The organism is Streptomyces sp. HUAS 15-9 (assembly GCF_025642155.1).
Taxonomy (GTDB): domain Bacteria; phylum Actinomycetota; class Actinomycetes; order Streptomycetales; family Streptomycetaceae; genus Streptomyces.
In genome coordinates this window covers 258,269-271,163 of record NZ_CP106798.1, presented here as the reverse complement: position 1 = coordinate 271,163, position 12,895 = coordinate 258,269, and the positions used below count along the sequence as shown (strand labels likewise).

At 68.9% G+C, this 12,895-nt stretch carries 13 protein-coding genes and 2 pseudogenes; 7 read left to right on the top strand and 8 right to left on the bottom strand.

The window, feature by feature from the left end:
- Positions 1-18: 18 nt before the first annotated feature.
- The 6 genes from N8I87_RS01055 to N8I87_RS01030 all read right to left on the bottom strand — a co-directional run bounded on the left by N8I87_RS01055 (position 19) and on the right by N8I87_RS01030 (position 5,373).
- Complete coding sequence (locus tag N8I87_RS01055; RefSeq protein WP_263204781.1) at positions 19-399, bottom strand: DUF3040 domain-containing protein; 381 nt, start codon at positions 397-399, stop codon at positions 19-21.
- 79 nt (positions 400-478) lie between these two features.
- Positions 479-931 carry an SPW repeat protein gene (locus N8I87_RS01050; protein ID WP_263204780.1) on the bottom strand — a complete coding sequence of 151 codons (453 nt, stop codon included), beginning with the start codon at positions 929-931 and terminating at the stop codon, positions 479-481.
- A gap of 327 nt (positions 932-1,258) precedes the next feature.
- The gene (locus tag N8I87_RS01045; RefSeq protein WP_263216253.1) at positions 1,259-2,071 is read right to left on the bottom strand and encodes a chloride channel protein; all 813 of its coding nucleotides are present in this window, start codon (positions 2,069-2,071) and stop codon (positions 1,259-1,261) included.
- 274 nt (positions 2,072-2,345) lie between these two features.
- Positions 2,346-2,594: a hypothetical protein gene (locus N8I87_RS01040; protein ID WP_263204779.1), complete on the bottom strand. Its 249-nt coding sequence runs from the start codon at positions 2,592-2,594 to the stop codon at positions 2,346-2,348.
- A gap of 193 nt (positions 2,595-2,787) precedes the next feature.
- Positions 2,788-3,303 (bottom strand): GNAT family N-acetyltransferase, encoded by a 516-nt coding sequence (locus N8I87_RS01035; RefSeq protein WP_263204778.1) that lies wholly within the window; start codon positions 3,301-3,303, stop codon positions 2,788-2,790.
- Between the two features lie 372 nt (positions 3,304-3,675).
- The gene (locus N8I87_RS01030) at positions 3,676-5,373 is read right to left on the bottom strand and encodes an acetolactate synthase large subunit (RefSeq protein WP_263204777.1); all 1,698 of its coding nucleotides are present in this window, start codon (positions 5,371-5,373) and stop codon (positions 3,676-3,678) included.
- 228 nt (positions 5,374-5,601) lie between these two features.
- Here N8I87_RS01030 and N8I87_RS01025 point away from each other — a divergent pair, with 228 nt between their 5' ends.
- Both N8I87_RS01025 and N8I87_RS01020 read left to right on the top strand, forming a co-directional pair.
- Positions 5,602-6,339, top strand: coding sequence for a flavodoxin family protein (locus tag N8I87_RS01025; protein ID WP_263204775.1), 738 nt, complete (start codon positions 5,602-5,604; stop codon positions 6,337-6,339).
- A gap of 60 nt (positions 6,340-6,399) precedes the next feature.
- Positions 6,400-7,092 carry a hypothetical protein gene (locus N8I87_RS01020; RefSeq protein ID WP_263204774.1) on the top strand — a complete coding sequence of 231 codons (693 nt, stop codon included), beginning with the start codon at positions 6,400-6,402 and terminating at the stop codon, positions 7,090-7,092.
- 888 nt (positions 7,093-7,980) lie between these two features.
- Here the strand turns inward: N8I87_RS01020 and N8I87_RS01015 are convergent.
- Complete coding sequence (locus N8I87_RS01015) at positions 7,981-9,066, bottom strand: DUF2855 family protein (RefSeq protein WP_263204773.1); 1,086 nt, start codon at positions 9,064-9,066, stop codon at positions 7,981-7,983.
- Between the two features lie 55 nt (positions 9,067-9,121).
- Here N8I87_RS01015 and N8I87_RS01010 point away from each other — a divergent pair, with 55 nt between their 5' ends.
- The 5 genes and pseudogenes from N8I87_RS01010 to N8I87_RS00990 all read left to right on the top strand — a co-directional run bounded on the left by N8I87_RS01010 (position 9,122) and on the right by N8I87_RS00990 (position 11,801).
- Positions 9,122-9,784, top strand: coding sequence for a TetR/AcrR family transcriptional regulator (locus tag N8I87_RS01010; RefSeq protein ID WP_263204772.1), 663 nt, complete (start codon positions 9,122-9,124; stop codon positions 9,782-9,784).
- A gap of 112 nt (positions 9,785-9,896) precedes the next feature.
- Positions 9,897-10,019: pseudogene (locus N8I87_RS01005) on the top strand (HNH endonuclease); the annotation flags it as partial.
- 43 nt (positions 10,020-10,062) lie between these two features.
- Positions 10,063-10,242 (top strand): annotated as a pseudogene (locus N8I87_RS01000) (hypothetical protein); the annotation flags it as partial.
- Between the two features lie 86 nt (positions 10,243-10,328).
- Positions 10,329-10,934 (top strand): hypothetical protein, encoded by a 606-nt coding sequence (locus N8I87_RS00995; protein WP_263216251.1) that lies wholly within the window; start codon positions 10,329-10,331, stop codon positions 10,932-10,934.
- A gap of 525 nt (positions 10,935-11,459) precedes the next feature.
- A complete protein-coding gene (locus N8I87_RS00990) occupies positions 11,460-11,801 on the top strand; it encodes a hypothetical protein (protein ID WP_263204771.1) in 342 nt (113 codons plus the stop codon).
- A 146-nt stretch (positions 11,802-11,947) separates the two neighbouring features.
- Here N8I87_RS00990 and N8I87_RS00985 read toward each other — a convergent pair whose 3' ends face one another.
- Positions 11,948-12,628 (bottom strand): 4'-phosphopantetheinyl transferase family protein, encoded by a 681-nt coding sequence (locus N8I87_RS00985; RefSeq protein ID WP_263204769.1) that lies wholly within the window; start codon positions 12,626-12,628, stop codon positions 11,948-11,950.
- Positions 12,629-12,895: the final 267 nt, after the last annotated feature.

The window sequence follows — 12,895 nt, the reverse complement described above, 5'->3', positions numbered from 1 at the left end:
CACGGAGGGCGAACCTGGTCAATCCCTGCGGCCCTTGCGGCACCTGCGGCCGCTGCGGCCGCTGCGGCACCTGCCGCCGCTGCGGCCCCTGCGGTCAGAGCGCCGACCGAAACCGGTCAGTTTCGGCAGTGCCGAGACACACGCCATGGTTCCCGCCGCGATCAAGACGGCTGGACTGCGAAGGGCTATGGCCACGCCGAGCAGCGACACCGCGAGGACAAGGAACGCGATCGTGATCAGGGGGATCCCGTGGCCGCGTCGGAGCAGCCGCGGAAGGACGGTGCGCAGGGGTGTGGTCCTGTCGAAGCAACTGAGCATCCGTGCGAGCCGGGGATCGTGCTCGGTCAGGTGCTGCTCGATATCGGCAAGGACCTGCCGGTCGTGCTGGGACAGACTCATGGGACCCTCGCAGGGGTATTCCCGCGCCAGGGGCGCGGCCGGGCCCGGTGGTACAAGCCCGGGCCACACCGATGGGGCGCTACTTCGTGGGGGTGCTGCGACCAGCCGTCCTGACCATGGCCGTGGCGGCCAGTCCCAGGACACACGCGATGCCACCGATCAAGCAGTTGTTCCAGATGATCCCGGCCGGGGCGCCGTGGCCGGCGGTCACCACCCACGGCGAGATGATCATCCAGATGCCCATCGCGACGATGGTCCAGCTCAACCGGAGCATCTTCTCGCCTGCCAGCGTCAGGCCCAGGGCCATCACGACCATGGTGATGCCGACGATGAGGTTGTTCACGGTGATGCCGGGCTGCGTATGGAAGTGCACGACCCACGGTGAGATGGCCGTGTACAGCCCGGTCAGCAGGATCAGCCCGTCGACGGCCACGGTCTGACGGGCGCCCGCCACGCGGGCATAGCGTTCCCGCATCTCGGCCACGTCGGGGTGGCCGGAGATGTCGGTCGGGGTGTGGGAGAGGTCGGACATGCGACTCGCTTCCTCTCATTGCCCTGAAGCTCCCCGAACGGCTGAGGCGGTCGCGTACTGGCCTTCACGGCCAGGTCAGGGTGACCGAGGGGACCGGGCGCGCGCCGGTGGTGGCGTCGGTCATCGGGGTGATGTCTGTGGGCGCCCCTCCACGGGGCCCCTGCCCGTACGACGGCTCCGGCCACCCCTCCGCAGCCGCTTCTTCGATCGTACTATTGCATTCGGCAATGATGCGAAGGTCCCGGTGCGTCGTTCGAACAACGAACAAGCCGGGTCCGGTCGTCCCGGCGCAGCGACGGGGGACGACCGGAGCCGGGCTGCGGATGGTCAGCCGGGGGCTGTGGCAGGAGCGCGGCTCAGGGTGAGGACGCGTTCGGCGTGGTGTTCCTCGTGGAGGTCGATGCGGCGGGCGGTGAGCAGGTCGCGGAGGCTGATGACGCCTTCGACCCGGGGGTGCTCGTCACGGGTGACGACGAGCAGGCGGGTGACGTCGTGCTGGGCCATGCGGTTGGCCAGGGCCCGGAGTGTCTCGTCGGGGTGGGCGGTGACCGGAGCGGCGGCAAGGTCCGCGAGCGGGGTGCGGTCGCCCGGGTCCGCGTGGATGATCGCGTGTCGGGTGACGACGCCGACCAGGGTGCTGTCGGCGTCGAGCACCGGGTAGAGGCGCTGGGCGAGCAGTCGGTCGGGGTCGCCGGTGTCGTGCGCTGTGCGCAGCAGCGCGGTGATCTCGCCCGCCGCGCGGTCGCCGCGGAAGGTGACGGTGGCCGGGGTCTCCAACTGCCGTACGAGGTGCACTTCGAGCGGGTCGACGGAGTACTCGCGGGTCAGGTGCAGGCCGCGTCGTGCGAGCTTCTCGGTCAGCACCGACCGCTTGAGGAGAATCACCGAGAGGAGGTAGGCGGTGGACGCGGTGATCACCATGGGGATCACCGCGTTGATCTCGTGGGTGAGTTCCAGGCAGAAGACGATGCCGGTGAGCGGGGAGCGCATCAGGCCACCAAGGACGCCGGCCAGCGAGACCAGGGCCCAGAAGCCGGGGCTGACGTGGGGGAAGACCAGCGCCTCGGCCGCACCGAGGGCGCCTCCGACCATGAACATGGGGGCGAGGACGCCGCCGGATGTGCCGGAGCCGAGGGACAGGCCCCAGATGAGGGTCGGGGGTCGGGGGGCGGCGTGGGGGAGGGCATGGCAGCTCCGGAGGAGGCGGTTGGCGGATCACCGTCCAGGCACCATGTGCGGTGGGCCCGGTAGGCCCGGCGGGGCCGACGGCGGCTACGGGCGACGCTGCCCGTGCGGTAACGCAGGGAGACGGGAAGGGGCGGACGTCGGCCCGCGCACGGAAGACGGACGTGCCTCTTTGCACGTCCGTCACGGCCGAGCGGCGATCGGTGCCGCCACAAAGGCGCCTGGTGGGCTACAACGGCGCCGGGTGGGCGGCGCGGACCCGGCCCGGGCGCAGAATGCGGATCTTGCGCCCGAGACACACTCGGCAGACGTTCTCCGTGAGCGGCGACGGCACCTTGATGCCGTGCTTCACGTAGTGCTCGGCGTACAGGCACCCGTCGGCATCCCGGGCATGCCGGATCTCGTACTCGCCCTCCCACGAGTGCCCGCAGCGCAAGCACACGAAGGAATGCGCCTCGCGTATTGGTTCGGTCTTCATGGTCATCAACCCTCGGCAGCGAAAGCTGTCGCGCCAGCATGGTCCGTATACAGGGTCATCGTATCATTGCATTCTGCAATGGTCACCATAGGTGACCGGCACGATCCCGCCGCCGAGACGGCTGAGGGGTGCCCCAACCGCCGACAATCACCCCGCTGCCAGCAGCTGTACCCACCGAACACGGAACCGGGCGCTAGAGCAGGATGCGGAGGTCGAGCACGGGCCCGGCGGCGTCGACCGGCGTCGCGTCCAGTTTCTCGAGGACATGGAGCATCCGCTGGTTGCTCGCCGCCACCACGGCGGCCAGCGCGTGGTGTCCCGCGCGGCGGGCAATGGCCGCCGCGTGTTCGGCCAGTGCGGTGCCGAGCCCCCTGGCCTGCCACGCGTCCTCGATCAGGATCGCGAGTTCCCCCACCCCTTGCTGATCGGTGCGCATGACATTGGTCATGGCGATGATGTGGTCCATGCACTCGGCCGGAGAGGTCACCAGCGTCGTGCCGCGCTCCGGACTGGACAGTTGACGCCATTCGGCAGGCGAGAGCCCGGACTTGCCCGCGTGGTATCGCAGGGCTCGGCTGCCCAGCGAGCAACGTCGGTGCAGTTTCTGGACCGGTACCAGGTCGACGGGGGCCGCCTCCCGGGTTCGGGTGGCGGTGCCGTCGGTCAGCGTGATCGAGTGTGCGGCGTCTCGACGACTGGCGTCGGGCATCGGCGTTCTCCTCACATTGCGATTGTGACTGCTGTGCCGCGGATCCTGGGGCGCAGGCGCGGCCTTGCTACCGCAGCAGTCTTTTGCCGCCTTCAGGCCGACTCAAGGGGACTTCGCGTCAAATCGATTGCGCTGCGCTTACGTTTGAACACGGAGGGGTGCGAAAATATGAAGGCGTCATAGCTTTCGTCGACGCCGATGCCGAGCATCGGTCACGTCATCGCTCAAGGATTTACACGGAGGACCGCCCGGCCCGCGCCACCAGGACAGGCCGATGAACGTCCGTACTTTGCTCAAGCGAGCCCCTCCTGCGAGGTACCGGCGACGCTGGAAGAAATCGCCGGCGAAGGTGTCGACCCCGCGCTTCTGAGGTCAGAACGGGCCGTGGAGACTGCCCAGCCTGTCGGTCAGGCGCAGGTTCTCGGAGTAGTCCACGGGGCAGGCGATCACGGAGACCGTGTCGTCGTCGAGGGCGCGGCGCAGCACGGGCAGCAGTTGGTCGGCGGTCTCGATCCTGTACCCGCGTGCGCCGAAGCTTTCGGCGTAGGCGACCAAGTCCGGGTTGGTGAACCGGGTGTGGCTGTGACGGCCGAGTTCGAGTTCCATCTTCCAGGTGATCAGGCCGTATTCCTCGTCCACCAGGACGAGGACGACCAGTGGGACGCGTTCGCGGACGGCCGTCTCCAGTTCCTGGGAGTTCATCAGGAACGAGCCGTCGCCCATCATCGCCAGGACTCGCCGGTCCGGTCGCGCGAGCTTGGCGGCGATGGCGCCCGGCAGTGCGAACCCCATGGTGGACAGACCGTTGGAGACCAGGCAGGTGTCCGGCTCGTAGGTGGGGTAGAGGCGCGCCATCCACATCTTCCCGGCGCCGGTGTCCGCGAGCACGATGTCGTGGCGGTCCAGAGCTGTGCGGACATCGGCCACCACGCGTTGCGGCACCAGGGGGAACGCGTCGTTGTCACGTCCGTATCGGAGTTCTTCGTCGAGCAGCGTGCGGATCTTCTCGCTGCTTCCCGAGTCGTAGGACAGTCCCTCGGGCAGCGCTGCGGCGAGCGCGTCCAGCGCCCGCGAGGGGTCGCCTTCGACGCCCACCGCGACCGGGTAATGGGCGTCCACCTCGGCGGGGAAACAGTGCACGTGCACGATCTGCTTGTCGCCGTCCGGGTTGATCTTCGCCGGGTCGAACTCCTGGATCTCGTAACCCACGCAGATCAGCACGTCGGCCGTGTCGAAGCCGAAGTTGCCGTAGTCGTGGCGCATGAACCCGACCGCGCCGAGGGCATGGGGATGGTCGTCGGGGAAGACTCCCTTGCCGTGGAACGTCGTCGCCACCGGGATGTTCAGCCGCTCGGCGAAGCGTACGAGAGCGGCTGAGGCCCCGGACCTGGCGGCCCCGTGACCTGCCAGCACGACAGGGCGCCGGGCAGAGCCGAGCACCTCTGCGGCACGTGCGACCTGTGAGGGTGACGGTGCGTCAGCCCGCACCGCGGAGATCCGCAACGGCGCCAAGGGCTCGGCCGGGTGCTCCGCCTCGATGTCCTCGGGCACCGCCAGAAACACGGCGCCGGGGCGCTCGCTCTGGGCGATCTTGAACGCCTTGCGTGTCATCTCCGGCACCGCGTCCGGACACTCGATGCGAGCCGCCCACTGGGTGACGGGAGCGAACATCGCTACCAGGTCGATGACCTGGTGGGACTCCTTGTGGATGCGGCGCAGCGAACCCTGGGCGGCCAGGGCCACCAACGGGGCGCTGTTGGTCATCGCGTCCGCGGTGCCGAGCAGCAGATTGATCGCGCCCGGCCCCAACGTGGCCGAACACACCCCGGCCCGGCCGGTCAACCTGCCATAGATCTCAGCCATGAACGAGGCGGCCTGCTCATGGCGCACCAGGACGTATCGGATCCCGGAGCCATTGAGCGCGTCGACGAAGCGGATGTTCTCCTCACCGGGAATCCCGAAGACGTACTCCACGCCTTCAGCCTCCAGACAGCGCACCAGCAGGTGCGCGACGTCCTCCACCGCTGCCGTGTCCCGGTCCCGCGCCCCGGTCGCGCCTTCGCTGCCCATGAGTCGAACGTAGGCACGCCCCTTCTGCCCCGGCCACTCATCGGCCGCCGACCGGGGTGACCGGTGGGCGGGGTGGCCGGTGGCGGGTACCGAAGTCGCCTGGGCTCACGCGCTGCCGGGGCCATTCGGAGGTGCAGTGGTGGCGCCCGCCACGGTCGGCCCGCACGCTGTATCCGGATGTGGACGCACCGCCGCGCACCGCGTGGCGGCAGGCTCTGGGAGGATCGTGTGACCGCTTCGTCGCCCGCCACCGACGCACCGCCGGCCCGGTACGACGACCTGCGCGCCCTGGTGTTCAACTGCACCCTCAAACGCTCGCCGGAGACAAGCAACACCCAGGGACTGATCGACCGCAGCACCACCATCATGGACGCACAGGGGGTGCACGTCGATGTCGTACGGGCCGTCGACCACGACATCGCCACCGGCGTTTGGCCCGACATGACGGAGCACGGCTGGCAGACCGACGCCTGGCCGGATCTGTACCAGCAGGTCCAGGCCGCCGACATCCTCGTGCTGGCCGGACCCATCTGGCTGGGCGACAACAGCTCCGTGATGAAGCAGGTGATCGAACGGCTCTACGCCTGCTCCAGCCTGCTCAACGAGGCCGGGCAATACGCCTATTACGGGCGGGTCGGCGGATGCCTGATCACAGGGAACGAGGACGGCGTCAAGCACTGCGCGATGAACGTCCTCTACAGCCTGCAACACCTGGGTTACACCATTCCGCCGCAGGCGGATGCCGGATGGATCGGCGAGGCGGGCCCCGGTCCCTCCTATCTCGACCCCGGCTCGGGCGGCCCGGAGAACGACTTCACCAACCGCAACACCACCTTCATGACCTGGAACCTGCTCCATCTGGCCCGGGCGCTGAAGGATCTCGGTGGCATCCCCGCCTACGGCAACCAGCGCACCGCCTGGGACGCCGGCTGCCGCCGCGACTACGAAAACCCCGAGCACAGGTAGGGGCACCGAGGGCCGGCGGCTTGGATCAGCAGGGTCTGGGCCCGTTCTAGGATCTTCACCATGGCGAAGCGCGCGGTGCATCGGCGGGCCCGGAAGATACTGGGCGAGGAGCCCTTGGCCCTGGTCTGGTGCGAGATCCACAAGCCCATCCCCACACCGCCAAGAGATGTGCACCGCGCGGCGGGTAAGGGACGGCTGAAGCCGGGCCATCACTGGCTGCTGTACGTCGGGGCCGTAGTGTTCTTCTTCGTCGTCGTCCCGATGATGCTGATCGACAAGTTGGACGCCCGACTCAAACGGTTGTTCCGGGCGCGACGGAGTCGCGGACCGCAGGCCGGGCAGCCGCAGACTCCGCCCGACACCCGCCCCTCCGTGTCGGACCGCGGCTGTGACCGCGATCGCCGACAGGACCCGACCAACGGCGTTTTCGACGGCCACTGGAACCTGACCGCGGGCCAGCTGCTGCTGCGCTGGTACGGGCACTCACCCAACCCCAAACGCCTGGTCATGCTGGCCCGTGATCGCGTCTGCATCGCTACGTCCCCACGCCGTCGGCTGTCGCCCACCAAGGCCGACGACTTCCGGACCGTCGCGGAGTTCCCCCTCGATCAGGTCCACGTCGAAGGCGAGGCGGGCCAGCCGCGTGGATTCGCCACTTTCCGGCTCCGCTTCACCGATGGCTCCTGGCTGGCGCTGGGACGGCTGGGCGAACCCGAGGACGCCGACCATTTCCTTCGCATGGTGAGTGGCTGATCGACCGTCATGCCCCCGCGTCATGTCCTGCCCGGTCACCCGATCCGGGAACAAGTACGCCCCGGTGCGCCGCGCCTGGAACGCCAGGGGGCTGGGCGTTGGCATCGCCGCCGTGAGCGTCATCCTCGTCGTCCTGGTTGTCGTCGTCGCACCGTGCTGTCTGCTGGACGGGGATGCCCCCTCAACGGCTGCCACGGACCGGGCGAAGGCGATCAATGACATCCGGTCCACCTTGCTCCAGGCTCTGGCCGGAGTGGCCTTGCTGATCGGGGCCTTCTTCACCTGGCGGCAACTGCAGGTGACCCGGCAAGGGCAGATCACCCAACGGTGCACAGCCGCCGTGGAGCACCTTGGCAGCACCAGCGCGGAGGTGCGCGTCGGAGCCATCCACGCGCTGGAACGCATCGCCAACGACTCACGACGACCGGGCCTCCATCGCCGAGGTTCTGTGCACCCACATCAGACGCAACGCCCTGGCCTCCCCGCTCGCGGCACGACCGACGCCGCGCGACTCCGCCCACAAGGGCGAACCGGCACGTACACATGCGGGCGACGTCCCCCTCACCGCGCCGCTCCGGACGTGCAGGCCGCGATGACAGTGCTGGGCCGCCGCGCGTTGCCGCCCCACCACCAGGAGCGGGACTTCGCGGTGCGCGCCTGCCGTACGCCAGCCTCGCCGGGGCTGGTCTGTGCGCGCGACCCACCTCAGCGGAGCTGATCCGACCGGTGCCATCGTCGACGGCGCCAGATTCGACCGGCACCAAACTGGCCTCAGTCACGTTGACCGACGCGGTTGCCCTTGCCTGTCGTGCGCCGAAGACAGTTGGTCGAGGCGTACGCGGGTGCTGGGGAGTGCGACCGGCCGTACGTCGTGCGCAACGGTCATCGCTATGGGGTGATGATGTGCCCGGTGCGCGGCGAGGTACGCCCCGACTGGACCTCGTGCCAGACCCGCTCGAGGCTCTGCGGGCCGTCGCTGTGCACGATGTCGACCCACCCCTCGGCCACGGGCAGGAACTCCCTCCACGCCGCGGCGAAACGGTGGTCCAGCCCTTCCCGCCCCCAGTCGCCGATCCGCTTGCGCATCTGGTCGGGGGCGAAGAACATGCCCCGCCCCGTCTCCGCAAGAGTGCCGGCGGGCGCGGGTTCCTGGCTGGTGATGCCGACGACCACCTGGTGCACCAGGGAGTCGCCGAGGTGGGCGCCCAACCGGGCGGACAGCTGCTCGTCGCCCGCGAAGTCTGCGTACAGCGTCGGCGTGTGCGGAAGTCGGGCGACGTCCTCGTAGGTCAGTACCCGGTCGTAGCAGCCGAGGCCCTGGGTGAAGGCGAGGTTGCGCGGGGATGTCAGGCCGACGACCTCGCACCCCTGCCCCTGGAGCAGGTGGGCGGCGCCGTAGGCCGTCTTGCTCGAGGCGGACGACAGCACGACGGTCTTCGCGCCCAGCCAGGCGTTGTCGACGAGCCAGTCGGCCAGCATGAAGGAGGTCCAGAACAGCGGGCGGTACAGAACGTGAAGGTCCTCCCGGTCGGCCTCGTAGGCAAGGTCGCCGGTGGTGAGGGCGTAGGCGTTGTAGGGCCGGGGCAGTGTCCGTCGATGGGGGCCGGCCTCGCGGAATCCGCGCTCGTCCACCCGGTCGGGACGCACCAGCAGGTGGCTCGCCGACGGGAAGTAGCCGTAGTAGCGGCTACCGGTCTCGATGCCCTCGACCCGGGAGGCGACGACGTCGGCGAAGCCCCAGAGCGGGACGATGCCCCAGCCGGCGCGGGGCGCCGGGAAGAACTCCCAGTAGCGGAACGAGTCGCCGAGCGCAGCGTAGGTGACGTTGTTGGCGGTCAGGCCGACCCGGTCGACGCGCAGCAGCGCCTCGCCGTCCCGCACCTGCGGGACGGGGGCGTCGGCCAGCTCCGCGGTGGACAGGTCGTCGCGGCGGACAAGCAGATTCCAGGCGGTGGCGGCGGTTGTGTTGTCCATGGCCGGAAGCTACTTGAATCCGCATTCGGATTCAATACTGGTCTAGGATGTTCGCATGCTCTCCCCTGACTCTGGAGCCGAACAGTCCGCGCGACCCCAGCCGGCCGGGACACGTACCCGGCGCGGTACGCGCACCCGTGACGCCCTGGTGGCCGCGGCCCGGCGGATCTTCGAGCGGGACGGCTATCTGGACGCCCGCATCGTCGACATCGCGGCCGAGGCGAAGGTGGCCACCGGCAGCTTCTACACGCACTTCTCATCCAAGGAGGACGTGTTCGCTGCCGTCCTCGCGCGCCTGCAGGACGAGATGCTGCACGCAGGAGTCAGCGACGGCGATGATGGCTGCGACGGCGGGCGCAAGGACCTGTGGCAGGGGGTCGAGGACGCCAACCGCGCCTACCTGGAGTCCTATCGCCGCAACGCCGCCCTGATGGCCGCCATGGAACAGGCTGCCGCCGTCGACCCCCAGTTCCTGCGGCTGCGGCTGGAACGGTCGCGTGTGTTCATCGACCGCAGTGCCGCCGCCATAACCCGCCTCCAGCAGGCGGGTCTCGCCGACCCGGAACTCGACCCTGATATCACCGCGCGGGCCCTGAACGCGATGGTCAGCCGCCTGGCGTACGCGACCTTCGCCCAGGGTGAATCCGTGCCCTTCGACACGCTGGTGGAGACCGTCACCCGGCTCTGGACGAACGCGCTGCGCATGCCGCGGGACTGAGCCGACAGGGGCGCATCCTGTGATCCGAGTCGCGGCGGGGCCACGGCCGACCAGGCTCGGTTGTCGACAGCCCGATCAGCCGGGGATCACCTCAGCTTCCCAAGCTGAGAGCATGGTCGATTCTCGGCACACGCTCGCCCTCGCCGGCGCAGTGGACGTAGACCATGTGCAGCCGCTTGAACTCGCGGGCGAGGACACGGACGGGAACGTTCAAGTGCTTTGCCGGGGTTGCCACGCGGTGAAAACGGGCGAGGACTTCCCTGCCCCGGTCATCCCCCGACGGCACCACCGCCACTCTCGTGCTACGGGCCAAGGCCACCAAGACCGGCCTGACCAGCAACACCGCCACCGCCACCGGGAACGAACAGGACCCCGACACCACCAACAACACCGACACCGTCGGTGTCTGCGTCGAACCGGCCCCCGCCTGCTGCGACCCCTGCTCCACCCAGAAGTAGGCTGCCCGGACAGATGCCACGCAGGCTGCTGTCACAACCGCCCCGGCCGTCCGCCGGAGTCAGTGTCGCGTGCTATCCAAGCGTGCATGGCGGATACGACGTACGACGAATTGCTGGGAATCATCGACGAGGTCGCCGGAAGGCTGGCCCCTGGGGAACGGCTGGCCTGCCTGTTCGGCGTGATGTCTCCTTTGCTCGACCGCGTCGAGCGAGAGGACGAGGAGCTGAGCGACGACCCGGTCCTGTCGACCCCGGACGCGGTGTGTGAGCTGCGCAGGGCTGCCGCGGGAGAGCCTGTCGACGTCGACGCGGTGCATGAGCAGTTGACCGAGGTGGGTCTGTGCTACTCCGAGGACCAGGACCCGGAGCGGCACCTTGTGTCCCAGTCGGCCTACGCGGCGGCGGCCTGGCTGCGGCTGCTGGCAGGGCGGAAGTTGCGTACCACGGCAGGCCTCGAGGGCGAGGACGAGGATCTGGTCCCGCCGTTCGCCCCGTCGGCGTTCACACGGATCGTCGACCTTCTGGCCTGGACCCGGTCGGACCAGATGTATTTTCACTGGGAGGACGCCATCAACTGTCCCGAGGACTGCGATCTTCCGGCTGCGATACGCGAGCTTCAGGCGATGCACATGGAGATCAGCTGCGTCAGCAGCCAGCGGTACTCGTGCGGCTCGTCTTCACCGGCCGAGTGACCGAGTGGCGTGGGCCGCCTTCACGACGTCGTTCTTCTCCAGGGACGGTGGCTACCTCTGCCGCTCACCCGGTCCGCGGGGACTGGAATGGTCGCCTTGATCCCGCGCCTGTGTCCACGGCCACGGCAGCCGCCCGCGCCTTCCGGACGGTGGCATCGAGGCCGGGGCGACCTCTTTCTGTCCTCCGAACGGAGGCCCCCCATCGTTACTGAAGCCATCGGGTCATCTGAAGGAGTTGAGGCAGCGAGACGGCCAAGCGTGTCACGGACCGTCAGCTGTCTTTTTGCTGATCGCAGCGTGATTCGGAGTTGGGACACGGCCGGTGCCCGGCCCCTCCTCGGCATCGATGGCTCGTACAAGGGAGAGTTACGGATATATCTGCATTTGGTAATGCGACTCATTTCGTTGATCTCGTATCGCCGCGGAGGGCCACAGTGTGGGGCCTCGGCACCGAGCCGGGAATTTGAGATTGCGCGCCCGGCCCCGATCAGGGTCGGTTGTGCACGAACGTGAGGTGACAGATTCATGTCTGTTTCTCGTACGACGATTCGCCTGATCGCCACCTGTGTGGCTTCGGGTGCCCTCGTCGGCGCGGCCGCCACGCCGGCCCTGGCCTCCGGAGCCGGCCACGACCGCGACAACGGGAGGGGCTACTCGCACAGCCACTGGACCGACCGTGACCACGACGGTCGCTTCGGCGACCGGGGTCGGGACAGGGCCAGGGGCTGGGACTGGGGCCGAGGCCGGGATCGGGATCGGGATCGGGATCGGGAACGGGGCTGGGGCTGGGGCTGGGACCAGGGTCGGCACCACGGCTGGTACAGCGAGCGGCACGAGGATCACGACCGCTACTTCGGTCACCTCTAGCCCGCATCGGAGGCTGTGCTGCGAGGGGAGGGCGGCCCCCCACCCTCTGCGACCCGTCGCCGGAGCCGGCACGGCCGCTGCACCCCGTCGGAGGGCCGAAGACCGTACCTTGCGGTCTTCGGCCCTCCGGCAGGAGTTTCTCGGGGTCAGGTGTGCGGCACGCTGACCGCTGTGGCCACCAGCCCCTGCTGGACGGCCCACCGGCCCTCGAGGAGGTTGAGGCGCCGGTCACCCACCGACGGGCCGGGGACGAGGAGCCGGGCGCGGAAGCCGCCGCTGCGCTGCTCGGTGGGGTCGGCGACGACGGTGATGGCGACCTCGGTGAAGTCCAGCAACTTGCCGGTGAGGGGGTACCACGCCTTGTAGACGGACTCCTTGGCGCTGAACAGGAGCCGGTCCCAGTGGACGTCCGGATGGTCGAGGGCCAGGCGGCGCAGCCGCTCCGCCTCCGTGGGCAGGCACACCGCGTCCAGGATGCCGTCCGGGAGCGGCTGGTGGGGTTCTGCGTCGATGCCGAGTGTGGCCAGGTCGACGGTGCGGACCAGGGCGGCGGCACCGTAGCCGTCGCAGTGAGTCATGCTGCCGGCCAGCCCGTCCGGCCAGTTGGGTGCGCCACGCTCGCCGGGCAGGATCGGCTGCGGCGGCACGCCGAGCTTGTCCATGGCGCGGCGGGCACAGGAGCGTACGACGGTGAACTCGCGGCGACGCTTGGCGACCGCCCGGGCGAGGAGAGCCTCCTCCTCGGGGTACAGGGCCGTGTTTCCTGACTCGTCGTCGCCGTACGCTTCGACGGCGACCACGCAGTCCGGCAGCAGTTCCTCGATCAACGGGCCCGTCCTCCCTGGGCAGAATGCGGCGCGGCCGTCTGCGCCGCAGCAAACCCGGGGGCGCGCCGATGAAAGGGCTGTGCTGAGGGATTCCCGGCTGCCTGCAAATGCACCATGAAAGACCTGGAACCTCATCATCGGAGGAGAATTGGGGGAGCCTGCACAGGCTGCAGTTCTCCCACAACTGTCCCTAGGGTTCTCCTTAGAGATGTCCCCAGCTGTCAATGCTCGTGTACGTCGACCATTTGGGGATTCCCCTAGAACTGA

What these genes read in the sequence shown, in the direction of transcription:
- N8I87_RS01050 (WP_263204780.1), bottom strand. Translation starts at nt 931, where the DNA reads ATGTCCGACCTCTCCCACACCCCGACCGACATCTCCGGCCACCCCGAC.
- N8I87_RS01020 (WP_263204774.1), top strand. Translation starts at nt 6,400, where the DNA reads ATGGCGAAGCGCGCGGTGCATCGGCGGGCCCGGAAGATACTGGGCGAG.
- N8I87_RS01015 (WP_263204773.1), bottom strand. Translation starts at nt 9,066, where the DNA reads ATGGACAACACAACCGCCGCCACCGCCTGGAATCTGCTTGTCCGCCGC.
- N8I87_RS01040 (WP_263204779.1), bottom strand. Translation starts at nt 2,594, where the DNA reads ATGAAGACCGAACCAATACGCGAGGCGCATTCCTTCGTGTGCTTGCGC.
- N8I87_RS00990 (WP_263204771.1), top strand. Translation starts at nt 11,460, where the DNA reads ATGTCTGTTTCTCGTACGACGATTCGCCTGATCGCCACCTGTGTGGCT.
- N8I87_RS01030 (WP_263204777.1), bottom strand. Translation starts at nt 5,373, where the DNA reads ATGGGCAGCGAAGGCGCGACCGGGGCGCGGGACCGGGACACGGCAGCG.
- N8I87_RS00995 (WP_263216251.1), top strand. Translation starts at nt 10,329, where the DNA reads ATGGCGGATACGACGTACGACGAATTGCTGGGAATCATCGACGAGGTC.
- N8I87_RS01035 (WP_263204778.1), bottom strand. Translation starts at nt 3,303, where the DNA reads ATGCCCGACGCCAGTCGTCGAGACGCCGCACACTCGATCACGCTGACC.
- N8I87_RS01010 (WP_263204772.1), top strand. Translation starts at nt 9,122, where the DNA reads ATGCTCTCCCCTGACTCTGGAGCCGAACAGTCCGCGCGACCCCAGCCG.
- N8I87_RS01055 (WP_263204781.1), bottom strand. Translation starts at nt 399, where the DNA reads ATGAGTCTGTCCCAGCACGACCGGCAGGTCCTTGCCGATATCGAGCAG.